Origin of the sequence: Knoellia sp. Soil729 (assembly GCF_001427985.1) — a bacterium.
Lineage (GTDB): Bacteria > Actinomycetota > Actinomycetes > Actinomycetales > Dermatophilaceae > Knoellia.
Window position 1 is genome coordinate 147,357 of the sequence record NZ_LMSA01000002.1, and the last position, 15,910, is coordinate 163,266.

15 protein-coding genes are annotated in these 15,910 nt (G+C 69.8%); 3 read left to right on the forward strand and 12 right to left on the reverse strand.

The window, feature by feature from the left end:
* Positions 1-14: 14 nt before the first annotated feature.
* Entirely contained in the window at positions 15-1,640 is a 1,626-nt protein-coding gene (locus tag ASG74_RS05640; RefSeq protein WP_082569546.1) for a catalase, read from the forward strand.
* A gap of 141 nt (positions 1,641-1,781) precedes the next feature.
* On the opposite strand, the gene ASG74_RS05645 is transcribed toward ASG74_RS05640, so the two are convergent.
* Positions 1,782-2,174: an ankyrin repeat domain-containing protein gene (locus ASG74_RS05645; RefSeq protein ID WP_056140004.1), complete on the reverse strand. Its 393-nt coding sequence runs from the start codon at positions 2,172-2,174 to the stop codon at positions 1,782-1,784.
* A gap of 15 nt (positions 2,175-2,189) precedes the next feature.
* On the reverse strand, positions 2,190-3,557 hold the full coding sequence (locus ASG74_RS05650; protein ID WP_056140009.1) for a DUF2786 domain-containing protein: 1,368 nt from the start codon (positions 3,555-3,557) through the stop codon (positions 2,190-2,192).
* A gap of 187 nt (positions 3,558-3,744) precedes the next feature.
* Between ASG74_RS05650 and ASG74_RS05655 the strand changes: the two genes are divergently transcribed.
* Both ASG74_RS05655 and ASG74_RS05660 read left to right on the forward strand, forming a co-directional pair.
* A complete protein-coding gene (locus ASG74_RS05655) occupies positions 3,745-3,993 on the forward strand; it encodes a hypothetical protein (protein WP_056140012.1) in 249 nt (82 codons plus the stop codon).
* On the forward strand, positions 3,980-4,537 hold the full coding sequence (locus tag ASG74_RS05660; RefSeq protein ID WP_056140015.1) for a hypothetical protein: 558 nt from the start codon (positions 3,980-3,982) through the stop codon (positions 4,535-4,537). Before ASG74_RS05655 ends, ASG74_RS05660 begins: the two co-directional genes overlap by 14 nt.
* Here the strand turns inward: ASG74_RS05660 and ASG74_RS05665 are convergent.
* The 10 genes from ASG74_RS05665 to ASG74_RS05710 all read right to left on the reverse strand — a co-directional run bounded on the left by ASG74_RS05665 (position 4,504) and on the right by ASG74_RS05710 (position 15,439).
* Positions 4,504-5,229: an SAM-dependent methyltransferase gene (locus ASG74_RS05665; protein WP_056140019.1), complete on the reverse strand. Its 726-nt coding sequence runs from the start codon at positions 5,227-5,229 to the stop codon at positions 4,504-4,506. The two genes, ASG74_RS05660 and ASG74_RS05665, sit on opposite strands and share 34 nt — an antisense overlap.
* 42 nt (positions 5,230-5,271) lie before the next feature.
* Complete coding sequence (locus ASG74_RS05670; RefSeq protein ID WP_056140022.1) at positions 5,272-6,381, reverse strand: MBL fold metallo-hydrolase; 1,110 nt, start codon at positions 6,379-6,381, stop codon at positions 5,272-5,274.
* On the reverse strand, positions 6,378-7,124 hold the full coding sequence (locus ASG74_RS05675; protein ID WP_056140025.1) for a gamma-glutamyl-gamma-aminobutyrate hydrolase family protein: 747 nt from the start codon (positions 7,122-7,124) through the stop codon (positions 6,378-6,380). Before ASG74_RS05675 ends, ASG74_RS05670 begins: the two co-directional genes overlap by 4 nt.
* A gap of 1 nt (position 7,125) precedes the next feature.
* Positions 7,126-7,893: a 3-oxoacyl-ACP reductase gene (locus ASG74_RS05680; RefSeq protein ID WP_056140028.1), complete on the reverse strand. Its 768-nt coding sequence runs from the start codon at positions 7,891-7,893 to the stop codon at positions 7,126-7,128.
* Between the two features lie 26 nt (positions 7,894-7,919).
* Positions 7,920-9,296: an aldehyde dehydrogenase family protein gene (locus ASG74_RS05685; RefSeq protein WP_056140032.1), complete on the reverse strand. Its 1,377-nt coding sequence runs from the start codon at positions 9,294-9,296 to the stop codon at positions 7,920-7,922.
* Positions 9,297-9,304: 8 nt separating this feature from the next.
* Positions 9,305-10,690, reverse strand: coding sequence for a glutamine synthetase family protein (locus tag ASG74_RS05690; protein WP_056140037.1), 1,386 nt, complete (start codon positions 10,688-10,690; stop codon positions 9,305-9,307).
* A 22-nt stretch (positions 10,691-10,712) separates the two neighbouring features.
* Positions 10,713-11,426: a FadR/GntR family transcriptional regulator gene (locus ASG74_RS05695; RefSeq protein WP_200942534.1), complete on the reverse strand. Its 714-nt coding sequence runs from the start codon at positions 11,424-11,426 to the stop codon at positions 10,713-10,715.
* Positions 11,427-11,520: 94 nt separating this feature from the next.
* Positions 11,521-13,059 (reverse strand): amino acid permease, encoded by a 1,539-nt coding sequence (locus ASG74_RS05700; protein ID WP_056140041.1) that lies wholly within the window; start codon positions 13,057-13,059, stop codon positions 11,521-11,523.
* Between the two features lie 154 nt (positions 13,060-13,213).
* Positions 13,214-14,311, reverse strand: a complete 1,098-nt coding sequence (locus ASG74_RS05705; protein WP_056140043.1) for a branched-chain amino acid aminotransferase — start codon at positions 14,309-14,311, stop codon at positions 13,214-13,216.
* 42 nt (positions 14,312-14,353) lie between these two features.
* Positions 14,354-15,439, reverse strand: a complete 1,086-nt coding sequence (locus ASG74_RS05710) for a 3-isopropylmalate dehydrogenase (RefSeq protein ID WP_056140046.1) — start codon at positions 15,437-15,439, stop codon at positions 14,354-14,356.
* Positions 15,440-15,910: the final 471 nt, after the last annotated feature.

Consider the following 15,910-nt stretch of genomic DNA (forward strand, 5'->3'; position numbering starts at 1 on the left):
AAGGAGAGATCCCGATGAGCGTTGAAGGACCCCGGCAGGACCCGGGCAACACCAACCCGCTGACCACCGTCGCCGGAGCACCGGTCTGGGACGGCGAGAACAGCGTCACCGCCGGCCCTCGCGGCCCCCTGCTGCTCCAGGACGTCTGGTTCCTCGAGAAGCTGGCCCACTTCGACCGTGAGGTCATCCCCGAGCGACGCATGCACGCCAAGGGTTCCGGCGCCTACGGCACCTTCACCGTGACGGGCGACATCACCAAGTACAGCAGCGCCAAGATCTTCTCCGAGGTCGGCAAGCAGACCGAGATGTTCGCCCGGTTCTCCACGGTCGCCGGTGAGCGCGGTGCGGCCGACGCCGAGCGTGACATCCGTGGCTTCGCCGTGCGGTTCTACACCGAGGAGGGCAACTGGGACATCGTGGGCAACAACACGCCCGTCTTCTTCTTCCGTGACCCGCTCCAGTTCCCGGACCTCAACCACGCCGTCAAGCGCGACCCGAAGACCAACCTGCGCAACGCCGAGAACAACTGGGACTTCTGGACCAACCTGCCCGAGTCCCTGCACCAGGTGACGATCGTGATGTCGGACCGCGGGATCCCGGCCACGTACCGCAACATGCACGGGTTCGGCTCGCACACCTTCTCGTTCACCAACGCCGAGGGCGAGCGCTTCTGGGTCAAGTTCCACCACCGCACCCAGCAGGGCATCAAGAACCTCACGGACGAGGAGTCGAGCGCCCTCATCGGCGCCGACCGCGAGTCGCACCAGCGTGACCTCTTCGAGGCGATCGAGAAGGGTGACTTCCCCAAGTGGAAGCTCTTCGTCCAGGTCATGCCCGAGGCCGACGCCGACAAGGTTCCCTACCACCCGTTCGACCTCACCAAGGTCTGGCCCAAGGGCGACTACCCGCTCATCGAGGTCGGCGAGTGGGAGCTCAACCGCAACGCCGAGAACTACCACATGGACGTGGAGCAGGCTGCGTTCAGCCCGGCCAACGTCGTGCCGGGGATCAGCTTCTCCCCCGACCGCATGCTCCAGGGTCGCCTGTTCTCCTACGGTGACGCCCAGCGCTACCGCCTCGGGGTCAACCACCACCAGATCCCGGTCAACTCCCCGCGAGGTGTCGAGAACCCGAACGACCCGCACCGCGACGGCGCCATGCGCATCTCGGCAGGGTCCACCCCGTCCATCACGCCGAACTCCTACGGCCGCTATGCCAGCCAGCCGCAGTACCGCGAGCCCGCCTGGAGCATCGGGTCGAGCGGCGACCGGTTCAACCACCGCGAGGATGACCAGGACTACTTCACGCAGCCGGGTGTGCTCTTCCGCGAGAAGATGACGCCGGAGCAGCAGCAGGTCCTCTTCGAGAACACCGCACGTGCGATCTCGGGTGCCTCCAAGGAGACCATCGAGCGGCACATCGCCCACTGCACCGCGGCCGACCCGGCCTACGGTGAAGGGGTCCGCAAGGCGATCGAGGCGCTCAACGCCGAGGCCGGCGATGCGCAGGACGTTCCCAAGGGTCCGTTCAACGACAACGCTCCGACCGAGGGCGGGACCGACCGCGACGGCGGCGCTGCGAACGCGGGCGACAACGGTGGCTCCGAGGCCAAGAAGGACGACTTCTCCGACCTCCTCTGAGCTCGGCCTGAGCCTGCTGTGAGCCACACTCTGGGGTGGCGACGCACACGGCACGACGTCGAAGGGGATCGCGACTCCAGGTCGCGGTCCCCTTCGTCATGTCCTGGGCATGCCCACCGCGTGGGGACCCGGCGGACGAGCTCAGGTCTCGAGGAGTGACTGCGTGCCGAACATCTCGGCGGCCTGGCGCGCCGTCGGTGTGCCGGCGTCCAGGTCGGCGCCGGCGGTGACGAGCGCTCGCACGACCTGCTTCTCGCCCTTGAACAGGGCGCCGGCCACCGGCGTCTGGTCCCGGTCGTTGCGCCGGTCCACGTCAGCACCGCGGTCGACCAGTGCCACCACCGTCTCGGCGTGCCCGTGGTAGGCCGCGAGCATGAGCAGGGTGTTGCCCTGGGTGTCGGCGAGGTTGACGGGCAGGCCGTGGTCGAGGAACTCCAGGAGCTCGTCGGTGCTACCGTTGCGCGCCAGGTCGACGGCGAGGTCGGCGACGCGCGCACTGTCGTCCGGACTCAGTCCGCCGAGGGAGGTCGCCATCGGGCCAGCCTACGGTCAGCCGCGCCGTCGTCCCACCCTGGACCGGGGCCCGGATCCGTCGAGGTCGGCCCGGTCCGCCGCCTCACGGCCCACGTGCCAGCCCTCGGCGTCGCGCACCGAACCGATCGAGCTCCTGGTGACCTTGGGGAACCACTGGCCCATGACGGCGTCGACCTGCTCGGCTCGCGCTGCGAGCAGTGGCACGAGCTCCTGACCGCGTGGGCCGGCCGACTCCTGCGCCGAGGCCACCTCGGCATCCGCGACCTCGCGCAGCCGCTCGCCGATCCGGTGGGCATAGGCGGTAAGGAAGGACTGGCGGAAGGAGCGAGTGCGGCTGCGACCGCGATGGTCCGCACGCTTGCCCTCGGCCATCAACCGGGAGTTGGCCTGCACGAGCAACGACGTGAACAGCAGCTCGACGCTGTCGAGGTCGGCCTCGAACCCCATCACCGTGCCGAAGCCCAGCTCACGGGTCCACACCATGCGGCACCGGTTTGCCCTGGCCACGGCATCGAGCAGGGAGGCCTTGGGCCCGTCATAGGGAGTGTCGATCCCGATGCGCCTGCCGTGCGGGCCACCGCCTCCGGCGCCCTCTCGGCCGCCGGTTCTCCGCTCCTCCGCCGCCAGCCAGGCGGCATCGATGCTGTGCCTGGCCATGAGCGCCTGCGCCCCGGCGGTGAAGGTCTCGGCCTCGGCCTCGAACGTCGTGGACTCCGCCTTGGCCAGCATCATCCGCACCCGGGCGAGGATGCGGTCGTCCACCCGCGCCACAGGCTCTTCGGCACCTCGGGACGCGTCCGGCGAGGACCGGGATCCGGCGCCGGCCCCAGCGGCGGTCGCCGTGCCAGGCAGGGGCGACAGCCGCTCGATGTGCGGCAGGGTCCAGAGAAGGTGCAGCACCGTGAGAGTCTGCGAGAGCAACGTGAGCCAGTCGGTGCCGCGTTCACGTCGGGCGTCGAGCCAGGTCTGTGAACGCGCCCACCAGACGCCACCCTCGAGCTCCGCGACCTGGGCCAGCCACCGGTGGTCCACGGTGGACACCGCATATCTCGCGAGCTCGTCGCTCATGGCGTCGACGACGATGGCCTGCTCAGCGGGAGCCAGGGTGCGGGTCGCCATGCGATGGACATCGGCTGGCTGCCAGCCGCGCTCCCATGCCTGCGTGGTGGCGGCGGCGACGTTCTCGGCGAGCGTCGGGACCACCGACCGACGCCCCTCGTCAGTGCTGCACCGCTGAGCGAGTGAGACGGCCACGTCGTCGAAGGCTCGGCCCCGGTGGGAGGCCAGTGCGGACAGCGCCAGGGCGATCAGGGCCTCGGTCGAGCGGTGGCGGGGGTCGCCGGCCGCGGCGCCCTCATGCTGGGCCGTGCTGCTCTGGCTCATCGTGTCCCCTCTCCTGGTGGGGAATCAGCATGACATCGCGGCAGGACAGCTCAGCGACGGCGGACCCAGCACTGTGGACGACGGCGAGCCGAGGTCGTGCCTGTGGACAACCGGGCGGTAGACGAAGACCGCGAGAGATGTCAACAAAGGATTGACACGGGATCTGTAGTCAACCTACGGTTGACGCATGGCTACCAACCTCCTGCGCCCGACGAGGACGACCTCGCTCTCCTCAGGCATGATCTGCGTCCTCCTCGGCCTCGGCTCCTTCGCCCTCTCCCACGGACGGGATGGCTTCGACAAGGGCCTCCTCCTGGGCATGACGATCGCGCTCATGGTCCTCGGTGCCTACCTGCTCGGGTCGGCGACGTTCCGCAAGGGCACCGACGACGAGCCCGGTGACGCCGCGTGGCTGCCGAGCAGTGACGAGCGCTGAGCCGGACGACGGGCTGGTCGAGGCACTGGGCTCGGCCATCCTGGACGGCGCACCGGTCGACGACCCGCTCGCCCTGGTGCGCCGCGTCGCGGACGCCGAGGGCTCCGTCCGCCGGCTGCTGCACCAGTCCGTGGGCGCCGCCCGTGCCGCCGGCCACAGCTGGGCCGCGATCGGCGCCGAGCTCGGCATGAGCCGACAGGCCGTGCAGCAGCGCTTCGGTGACCGGGTCGGCACGGCCGATGACGACCTCACCGAGGAGCAGCGCTGGCTCGGACCGGTCACCGCCTTCGACGAGATGTCCGAGCTCGAGCTCGCCGGTCGACGCGGCTGGCACACCGTGCGCGCGGGCATGCTCCGCCACCTCATGGTCCGCACGTCGACGCAGTGGGAGCACAAGCGGGTGCTCTGGTCCGGCTCGCTCGCGCGCCACGAGAAGGCCGGGTGGGTCGTGGGCGCTCGCGCGTTCCCCTGGCTCTACCTCGTGCGAGACACCGGACTGCCCGCTGAGGGTCAGGACAGGGCGGGCACCCCGAGGGTGAGGTAGGCGAACCCGAAGGCGTTGCGGTAGCCGTGCAGCCACCGCGACCGGTGCTCGTCGGCGCGGGCGCGGACCTGCGCGTCGTCGTGGTGCATCAGCCACTGCTCCAGGTCCGCGAGATAGCCGGACTCGAACGCGAAGAGCTCGTCCTCGTTGGCCGTCTCGACCCAGAGCGGCCGGTACCCCGCCTCCACCGCCAGGTCCACGAGGCCGGCCACCGAGGGCAGCGCCACGACGTCGTCCCACACGCGGTCGGGACCGACCGGACCACGCACCTCCCAGGTCCCCTCCCCCAGCACGAGCCGGCCACCGGGACGCACCAACGGCCGCAGCGCGGCAAGCGCCTGCGCCGCAGTGTCGCCGAACGCGTGTGAGGAGCCGATGCAGATCACGACGTCTGCGGCCGCCGTCACATCGTCACCCGGCTGGTTCTCGAACCGCACTCGCCCTGACACCCCCAGCTCCCGGGCACGCACCCGAGCCCTCTCGAGGTGGCGCTCCTCGGTGTCGACGCCCACAGCCGTGGCGTACGGCACTCGCCCGACGACCCGCAGGAGCAGCTCGGCCCACCCGCAGCCGACGTCCACGATGGTCGCCGGGCCGGCAGCCGCGAGCCGTCCGGCCAAGGCCTCGGCACGCGCGTCCGACAGGGGCGCGTTGAAGGTCAGGTGCTCATAGAAGCCCGGGGCGTCGGTCACCCCGCGAGTCAACCAGCGATGCCCGGGGTTCGCGACCGCGTTTCAGGTGATCGAGCGCCACCAGAAGCTCGGCTCGGCGGGGACTGCGGACAGGTCGATGCGCTCGCCCGGCCGCGGCACGACGACGGTGGCCCCACGGCGCTCCGCCTCGACCAGGAGCCGCTCGACCGGCTCACTCCATGGGTGGAAGGCAAGGTTGAACGTGCCCCAGTGCACCGGCACCATGACGGCCGCCTGGACGTCCAGGTGCGCCTCGACGCCGTGCTCGGGGTCCATGTGGATCGTGGGCCACCCGTCGTCGTAGGCGCCGATCTGCACGAGCGACACGTCGAACGGACCGTAGCGCTCCCCGATCTCCGCGAACCCGATGAAGTAGCCCGTGTCCCCCGAGTAGAAGACCTTGTGCGACTCGCCCTCGATCACCCACGAGGCCCAGAGCGTGCCGTCGCGCGACAGACCACGACCGGAGAAGTGCTGGGCCGGTGTGGCGACGAGGCGCACGCCCTCGACCTTGGCGTCCTCGTGCCAGTCCAGCTCGTCGATGCGCTCCAGCGGCACGCCCCACTTCTCGAGGTGCACACCGACGCCGAGCGGGACGACGAACCGGGTCTCGGGGCGCATCGCCGCGAGCGCCTTGATCGAGTCCATGTCGAGGTGGTCGTAGTGGTCGTGCGAGATGACGACGGCATCGACGGGTGGCAGGTCGGCCAGGGCCACCGGCACGGGGTGGAGCCGCCGGGGCCCGACCTGCTGTGAGGGCGAGCAGCGGTCGCTCCACACCGGGTCGAGGAGGATGACGGCCCCGTCGACCTGGACGAGGGCGGTCGAGTGACCCAGCCAGGTGACGTGGGTGCCCTGGGCCACCGGGTCGAGCGCTCCACGCACCAGCGGGATGTCGCCGACGGGATGGCGCTCCTGGCGGCCGGCGACGAGCTCCTTGACGCTGCCCGCGAGGGAGCGCGCCGACGGCTCGAAGCGGAGCCGCTGGTTGTGGAACTTGCCGTTCGACCACTCGGGCGACTGCGCCATGCGGGCAGCCCGGGCCCCGGTGGCCCGTCCGCCCATCGCGTCGGGCACCGGACGCCCTGCTCGCACGAGCCAGGTTGCGAGCCCGACACCACCCACGGCCACTGCCAGTCCTGGAATCCTCACCGCTCCAGTGTCACCCCACCGCTCCCCTCGGGACGACAGGCCGCCACCAGTGCGTCGAAGAGTCGCGTGTCCGTCCCCGCCTCGGGGTGCCACTGGACGGCAAGACGGAACGGGTATGCCGTGTCCTCCATCGCTTCGAGCGTCCCGTCCTCGTGCCACGCCGCGGCGTCGTACCCGGGGTGGGCGCGCACCGCCTGGTGGTGGTAGGTCGGGACGTCGAGGACGTCCCCGCCGAGGATCGACTCCAGGAGCGTGCCCTCGACCGGAGTCACGTGGTGCGAGGCATAGACGCCCGGCGTCGGGCTGTGCGCCTCGTGCCCCACTCTGTCCGGGACGTGCTGCTCGAGCTCGCCCCCGGCCTCGACCGCCATGACCTGCATGCCACGACAGATGCCGAACAGGGGAAGCCTCGTCTGCGCGGTCACCCGGGCCACCGCGAGCTCGAAGGTGTCCCGGTCCGGTCGGGGCGACTGGATGCGGGAGTCGGGCACGGCGGCATACCGGCTGGGTTCGACATCGGCGCCACCGGCGATGATGACGCCGTCCAGACGCGCGAGCAGCCCTGCGACGAGGGCGTCGTCGGCGTCGAGGCGGGGTGGGAGCACCACGGCGATGCCGCCAGCGCGCTCGACGTGCTCCACGTAGGCGTGCGGCAGCACCGCGCTGCGCTGGCCGGCCCAGTCGCCGCGAGAGACCGGCTCGACATAGCTCGTGATGCCGATGACCGGCCTCGCGTCCGCCACGTCAGAGGGGCGTGACGTAGGCGCCGGAGATGCCGCCGTCGACGAGGAACGTGTTGGCAGTGATGAAGCTCGACTCGTCGGAGGCGAGGAAGAGCACGGCGTTGGCCATCTCCTCGGGCTCCCCGAACCGCCCCATCGGCACGTGCACGAGGCGCCGAGCCGCGCGCTCCTCGTCCTTGGCGAACAGCTCGCGCAACAAAGGCGTGTTGACCGGTCCAGGGCACAGCGCGTTGACGCGCACCCCCTGCCGGGCGAACTGCACCCCGAGCTCGCGCGACATGGACAGCACCCCGCCCTTGGAGGCGCTGTAGGAGATCTGCGAGGTCGCCGCGCCCATGACCGCGACGAAGGACGCCGTGTTGATGATCGAGCCCTTGCCCTGCTCGAGCATGTAGGGGATGGCCGCCTTGCAGCAGAGGTAGACCGAGGTGAGGTTGACCTCCTGGACCTTGCGCCAGGCGTCGAGGTCGGTGTCGAGGATGGAGTCGTCCTCGGGCGGGCTGATGCCGGCGTTGTTGAACGCGATGTCGACGCTGCCGAACTTCTCCTTGGCCGTCGCGAACAGCGCGTCGACCTCGTCCTTGCTGGTGACGTCGCAGTGGACGTAGGCGCAGCCGACCTCCTGCGCGATGCGCTCACCGTTGGCGTCGTCGAGGTCGCCGATGACGACCTTGGCGCCCTCCTCCGCGAACCGTCGCACCGTCGCGAGCCCGATGCCGGAGCACCCTCCCGTGACGACGGCGACCTTGCCTGCCAGCCGATCTCCCATGTCTACCAAGCCTTTCAGTGAAGCAGTCAGTTGTCGGTGCTGATGAAGACGTTCTTGACCTCGGTGAACGCATCGAGCGCATCGGGGCCGAGCTCGCGCCCGATGCCGCTCGCCTTGTAGCCACCGAAGGGGGTCGAGTAGCGCACGCTGCTGTGGCTGTTGACCGACAGGTTGCCGGCCTCCACCGCCCGCGAGACGCGGATCGCGCGACCGACGTCGCGTGTCCAGATCGAGCCGGACAGCCCGTATGCCGTGTCGTTGGCCATCCGGATCGCGTCGGCTTCGTCGTCGAACGGCATGACCCCCACCACCGGGCCGAAGATCTCGTCCTGCCACACCCGGTCCGTGGTGCTGCCCGGCAGGACCACGGTCGGCGGGTACCAGTAGCCCGCGCCCTCGGGCGAGCTGCCGCGGAAGGCGACGTCGACCCGCGTGTCGGAGTCCTCGACGAAGTCACGCACCCTCTCGCGCTGCTGAGCGCTCACGAGCGGGCCCATCTGGGTGCCCTCGTCGCGTGGGTCGCCGACCCGGACGTCGCGGATGCCCGCCTCGAACCGCTCCATGAACGCGTCGAACACGGTGCGCTTAACGAGGATTCGGGTCCTCGCACAGCAGTCCTGCCCGGCGTTGTCGAGGAAGCTCATCGGTGCGGCCGCGGCCGCGAGGTCGAGATCCGCGTCGTCGAAGACGATGTTGGCGGACTTGCCACCGAGCTCGAGGGTCACCCGCTTGAGCTGGTCGGAGGCCTTGCGCATGATCCCCTGGCCGACGGTGGTCGACCCCGTGAAGCAGACCTTGCGGACGTCGGGGTGCGTGACGAAGCGCTCCCCCACCACCGCACCGCGACCGGGGAGCACCGTGAAGACACCCTCGGGGACGCCGGCCTCGAGGGCCAGCTCCCCCAACCGCATGGCGGTGAGCGGCGTGAGCTCGGCCGGCTTGAGGACGACCGTGTTGCCCGCGGCCAGCGCCGGCCCGAAGCCCCAGCCGGCGATGGGCATGGGGAAGTTCCACGGGACGATGATCGACACCACGCCCAGGGGTTCCTTGAAGGTGAGGTCGATGCCCCCAGCCACCGGGATCTGCTGCCCGAAGAGCCGCTCCGGTGCCGCGGAGTAGTAGGCGAGGACGTCACGGACGTTGCCGGCCTCCCAGCGGGCGTTGCCGATGGTGTGGCCGGCGTTCTCGACCTCGAGGAGCGCGAGCTCCTCGAGGTGCTCGTCGACGACCTCGCTGAAGCGGCGCAGGAGCCGCCCCCGGTCAGCCGGTGCCATCGCGCGCCAGGCGGGCCCGACCTCGACGGCCCGCGCGACCGCCTCGTCCGTCTCCTCGACCCCGACGAGGTCGATGGTGCGGACCGACTCCTCGGTCGCCGGGTTGATGACGTCGTGTGTGGTGCTCATGGTGTTCCTTACAGTCTCTCGAAGCCTCGGATGCGTTCCCAGTCGGTGACGGCCGCGTCGAAGGCCTTGAGCTCGACGTCCGCGGCGTTGACGTAGTGGTCGACGACGTCGTCGCCGAAGACCTCGCGGGCCATGGACGAGGCCGCCAGGAGCTCGCGGGCCTCACGCAGGGTCGACGGCACGGTCTCCACGTCGGACAGGTAGGCGTTGCCCTCGAACGCCGGCTCGAGCTCGAGCTCGTGCTCGATGCCGTAGAGGCCGCCGGCGAGCATCGCGGCCACGGCGAGGTAGGGGTTGACGTCTCCGCCGGGCACGCGGTTCTCCATCCGCAGCCCGGCACCGTGACCGACCACCCGCAGTGCGCAGGTGCGGTTGTCACGCCCCCAGGCGATGGCCGTCGGTGCGAAGGAGCCCGCGGCAAAACGCTTGTAGGAGTTGATGTTCGGCGCATAGAAGTAGGTGAAGTCGCGCATCGTCGCGAGCACGCCGGCGAGGAACTGGTCGTGCAGGATGCCCTGGCCGCCGTCCCGGTCCTTGTCGGCGAAGACCGCCTCGCCGTCGAGACCGCGCAGGGACAGGTGGATGTGGCAGGAGTTGCCCTCGCGCTCGTCGTACTTCGCCATGAAGGTGAGCGACATGCCGTGCTTGGCCGCGAGCTCCTTGGCCGCGGTCTTGTAGATGACGTGGTTGTCGCAGGTGCGCACGACCTCGTCGTAGAGGAAGCCGATCTCGTGCTGCCCGAGGTTGCACTCGCCCTTGGCACCCTCGACGGTGACGCCGGCGGCATACATCTCGTTGCGGATCTCACGCAGGAGCGGCTCGACGACCGTCCCCCCGGTGATCGAGTAGTCGACGTTGTAGCGGTTGGCTCCGGTGAGCCCGACGTAGCGCCGGTCCCAGGCGGACTCGTAGGTGTCCTCGAAGACGATGAACTCGAGCTCGGTGCCGGCGATCGCCATCCAGCCCTTCTCGGCGGCGCGCTCGGCCTGGGCCCTGAGGATGCTGCGAGGTGACTGGCGCACCAGCCCGGACCCGTCCAGCCAGGCGAGGTCGCACTGGATGGTGACCGAGTGCGGCTGCCCCGGGGTGCGCCGCAGGGTGTCCATGTCGAGGACGAACTCGAAGTCGCCGTAGCCCTTCTCCCAGGACGACATCTCGTAGCCGTCGACGGTGTTCATGTCGACGTCGACCGCCAGGAGGTAGTTGCACCCCTCGAGCGCACCGTCGATGACGTGGTCGAGGAAGTAGGCCGCGTGCAGCCGCTTGCCGGTCAGCCGTCCCTGCATGTCGGTGAAGGCGGCGATGACCGTGTCGATCTCACCGCTCTCGGTGCCGGCCCGCAGGTCCTCGAGGCTCAGCTGCGTGGGCCCCCCGGAGTGGATGGAACCGCTCATCTGTCGTTCTCCTTCTGGTCGTTCATCCGAGAAGTCCTCTGAGCAGGGCGGAGGTCGCGTCGCAGTGCTCCTCCATGGCGGCACGCGCGGCGTCGGCGTCGGCGTGCAGGATCGCTTCCACCACAGCATCATGCTGCTCGCACGAGTGGGAGATGTTGCGGGGCAGGACCGGGATGGCGGCGAGCATCTCACCCAGCGCCGCCTGTGCCCGGGTCACCGACTCGATGAGCATCGGCGACCCCGACAGCGTGGCCACGGCCAGGTGGAAGCGGCTGTCCGCGATCCGGTGGGCCCCGGCCTCGGGAGCCGCCCAGACGGCGGCCGCCGACTCGACGAGCCAGGAGCGCTGGTCGCCGGCAAGGTTCTGCCCGGCCGCCAGCCAGGCGGCACCCGGCTCCACGACCCGGCGGAAGTCGAGGGCGTCGGCCAGGGCAGCGCCGCGCCGCACGGGCGCGGGTGCCGGCGACGAGCCGGGCTCCGGCGTCACGTAGGTCACGACCGTGCCTCCCCCACGCCCGCGACGCGTGGCCACGAGGCCACTCTCGCGCAGGGCCGCAATGGCGTCGCGCAGGGTGTTGCGGGCGACGCCGAGCCGCTCGGCCAGGTCGCGCTCGGGGGGCAGGTGCTCGCCGTCGACGAACACTCCCAGCCGGATGGCGGTGGCCAGCTGCTCGACCGTCGTCTCGAAGACGTTGGCCGTCGCGGGACGCAGGACCGCCTCGGAGAGGCGCCCCACGTCAGGAAGGTGAGCCGTCACGGCATACCCCCGCCTTGTGTGCCTGAGAGCGAGCTGTACGCCGCGCTCAGGCACACAAGGCTGGTGGGGGCGGTCACTCGAAGATCTCCGCCGCTGGCCTGGTGTCGTGGCCCGTGGGCACGTCGACCATGAAGTGCTGGCGACCGCGCAGGAACCACGAGACCAGCGCGAAGATCGCGACTATCGCAACGGCGATCGGCGCGTAGTTGAAGGTGTCCACGGTGACGGGCGAGGCCGGCGGAAGCATGAACAGGATGACGATGAACGCGACCCAGACCACCGCGATCCAGCCGATGGGCGCCGACCAGCGTCCGAGGTTCCAACGGCCCTGCCGGAAGTCGGGGTTGAGGCGTCGGAGCAGGACCGGGGTCACGTAGGCGATGTAGAGGCCGATGACCGCGATGGACGTCACGGCGAGGTAGGCCGTCGTCGAGAACAGGGACGGCGAGGCCAGGATGATCGAGGCCACGGTGACGAGCCAGATCGAGTTCGTCGGCGTGCCGGTGCGCGGGTTGACCTTGGACCACAGCCGCGACATCGGCAGGGCGTTGTCGCGCGAGAAGGCGAAGGACATGCGCGAGGAGCTCGTGACGCAGGCCATGCCACAGAAGAACTGGGCCACGGCACAGATGAGCAGCAACCCCTTGCCCAAAGTGGAGCCCGCGGCGTCGATGAAGATCTGCGCCGGCGGAAGCCCAATCTCGGTGGTGCGAGCGGCTTCCCAGTCCTGCACGGCGAAGGTCACGGCCAGCAGGAGCACCCAGCCGGCGGCCAGGGAGACGACGACGGAGTTGACGATCCCCTTGGGCGCGGCCACGGAGGCGTTGCGCGTCTCCTCGGCGACGTGGGCTGAGGCGTCGAAGCCGGTGAAGGTGTACTGCGCCATGAGCAGTCCCATGAGGAAGACATAGGGGGTGCTCCCCCAGCCGGTCTCGTTCTTGAACTCGGTGAAGACGAAGGAGGCGCTCTGGTGCTGGTCCGGGACGAACGCGAGGACGAGCACGATGACCGCAACACCGGCGAGGTGCCACCAGGCGGAGACGCTCGAGAGCATCTGGACGAGGTTGACGCCGAACGCGTTGAGCAGCCCGTGCAGCAACAGGATCACGACGAAGCAGATGAAGGTCTTGAGCGCCGTCACCTCGATGCCGATGGTGAGGTCGAGGAAGGCCATCCACGTGATGGCGGCGCCCATGTCGACGGCGGTGGTGACGGCCACCTCGCCGAGGAGGTTGAACCACCCCACGGTCCAGGCCCACTGCCGCTTGCCCTTGGTCGCGAGGCGGCCGGCCCAGAAGTACAGACCTCCCGCGGTCGGGTAGACCGAGCAGATCTCGGCCATGGCCAGGGCGACGCACACGACGAAGAAGCCGACCAGCGGCCAGCCGATCGAGATGGCCACCGGGCCACCGGCGTTCATGGCGATCAGGTAGCTGGTGATGCACCCGGCAAGGACCGAGATGATCGAGAACGAGACCGCGAAGTTGCTGAAGGCGCCGAAGCGGCGATGCAGCTCCTGCTTGTAGCCAAGCTCGGCGAGCAGCGCGGCGTCGGCCTCGTCGTACTGGCTGAGCCGTGCTGCTGCGACGTCGTTGTCACGCTGCGTTGCCATGGGCGCTCTCCATCAAAGGTCTGTTTCTGGACCCCGTGGTCCGGAAACCTCAGTGGAGGACAGACAACACCCCTACGGCATACGGCGTCAATGGTTCCTTAATAAACCTTTTGGTCCCGTATGCCGTCCGCCCACCTCCGGCGGAGAGCTCGCCTCAGGCGAGCTGCGTGAGCCAGCCTCGAGTGTCCTCGGCGCGGCCGTACTGGATGTCCAGCAGCCGCGAGCGGATCGTCCGGGTGACCTCGCCGCCCTCGGGGCCGCCGACGCCCGGAGCCGTGCCACCCTGCCAGCGAAGCTCCCCGACCGGCGTGACGACCGCTGCCGTGCCGCAGGCGAAGATCTCGACGATGTCCCCGGAGGCCACACCGTCCTTCCACTCCTGGATCGGGACAGTGCGCTCGACCGGCGTGAGGTCGAGGTCCTTGGCGAGCTCGAGGATCGAGCTGCGGGTGATTCCCTCGAGGATCGACCCCGACAGCTCGGGCGTGACGAGCTCGCCACCCTTGGTGAGGAAGAACAGGTTCATCCCCCCGAGCTCCTCGATGTTCTCGTGCGTGGCCGAGTCGAGGAAGACCGCCTGGTCGCAGCCGTTCTCGATGCCCTCGAGCTGGCCCGCGAGCGAGGAGGCGTAGTTGCCACCGCACTTGGCGTTGCCCGTGCCGCCGGCGCCGGCGCGCGCGTAGTCCTGCGAGATCCACAGGGTGACCGGCTTGAGGCCCCCGGCGAAGTAGGGACCGGCGGGCGAGGCGATGACCGAGTAGGTCACCTCGTTGGCCGGGCGCACGCCGAGGAACGCCTCGGACGCATACATGAACGGGCGCAGGTAGAGGCTCGCCTCGCCGCCGTCGGCCGGCGGAACCCAGGCCTTGTCGACCTCCAGCAGCGCCTTGAGCGAACCGATGAAGTCCGCCTCAGAGAGCTCGGGAAGGGCCAGTCGCCGGGCGCTGCGGGCCATGCGGGCCGCGTTGGCCTCGGGCCGGAACGTCCAGACCGAGCCGTCCTCGTGGCGGTACGCCTTCATGCCCTCGAAGATCTCCTGCGCGTAGTGCAGCACGGCCGCGCTCGGCATGAGCTGGATGGGGCCGTAGGGCGTGACGCGACCGTCGTGCCAGCCACCGTCCTTGGTCCACGTCGCCGAGACCATGTGGTCGGTGAAGTGGAGGCCGAACCCGGGGTTGGCGAGGATCTCGGCGCGACGCTCGTCGCTCACGGGGTCCGGACGTCGCTCGACGCTGAACGAGAGGTCGGTCATGTTCGGGATCCTTCCAACGCGGGTGTGGGGCTCCTAGTGAGCCTAGGACAGGCGCGCAGTGACGGCGTCACCGATGGCGCTCGTCGTGCGCACCTGGCGACCTCGCTCGGCCAGGTCGGCCGCAACGGCGGCCTCGACGCGCGCCGCCTCGTCGCTGCGGCCGAGGTGGTCAAGGAGCATCGCGACCGACAGGATCGTCGCCGTGGGGTCAGCCTTGCCCTGGCCGGCGATGTCCGGGGCCGAGCCGTGGACGGGCTCGAACATGCTCGGAGCCTCGCCCGTGGGGTTGATGTTGCCGCTGGCGGCCAGCCCGATGCCGCCGGCGATGGCTGCGGCGATGTCGGTGATGATGTCGCCGAACAGGTTGTCCGTGACGATGACGTCGAAGCGGCCAGGGTCGGTGGCGAGGAAGATTGTCGCGGCGTCGACGTGCTGGTAGGCCGTCTCGACCCCGGGGAACTCGGCGCCGACCTCCTCGACCGTGCGCCGCCACAGGTGGCCGGCGTGGGTGAGCACATTGTGCTTGTGGACCAGGGTGAGGTGCCTGCGCGGACGGGCCTGGGCGCGGGCGAAGGCCTCACGCACGACGCGCTCGACGCCGAAGCGGGTGTTGACGCTGACCTCGGTCGCGATCTCCTGCGGGGTGCCGGCGCGCAGCGAGCCGCCGTTGCCGACGTAGGGTCCCTCGGTGCCCTCGCGCACGACGACGAAGTCGATGCCGTCCGGGGCGACGCGGTCCACGGCCAGGGGGCTCTCGACGCCCGGGTAGAGCTTGGCGGGGCGGAGGTTGACGAAGTGGTCGAGGGCGAAGCGCAGCGGCAACAGGATGCCGCGCTCGAGCACGCCGCTCGGCACGCTCGGGTCGCCGATGGCGCCGAGCAGGATGACGTCGTGGGCGCGCAGCTCGTCGAGGACGCTGTCCGGGAGCGTCTCGCCGGTCGCGTTCCAGCGCTTCGCGCCGAGGTCGTATGCCGTGCTGGCCACCTTGGTGCCGCTCCCGGCGGTCACCGCCTCGAGGACCTTGAGGCCCTCGGCCACCACCTCGGGACCGATGCCGTCACCGGCGATCACCGCGAGGTTGATGTCCTGCGTCGGGGTGGTCGCGGCCTCTGCGCTGCTGTGCGTCATGCCTCCACCCTAGGAAGGGATCTCGGAATGCGGGACGACCGGCTCACCATGCGGACGCCCCCACACAAAGACCTTCCCGCCTGAAGTGGCTTTCTCTCACTTCGCTCGGTCGCGGTGGTCAAGCGAGGTGAGAGGAACCCACTTCAGGCGGGAAAGGTGGGGCTGGGTCAGGCGTCGGTGTGGTCCTGGTCGCGCAGGTCCATCGACTCCTGCAGGGCCCGCTGGGCCTGCTTGGCTTCTTCGCTCATGGGGAATTCAGTCCTTCAGACGTTCGAGTATGGGTGGGTCGGTCGGCTCCAAGCCCTCGTGCGGGCGAACCGGTCAGCGGCGTCGCAGGGTCTCCGCGACGAGGGAGCTGACTACCGAACCTCGCCGCGGCTGGCGATGAGACGTACCTGCCGCTGCATGGGTTCGAGATTAGAAGGACGTCCAACTATCGGGAAGAGGGTGCTCACGTTGTGAGACGGCGTC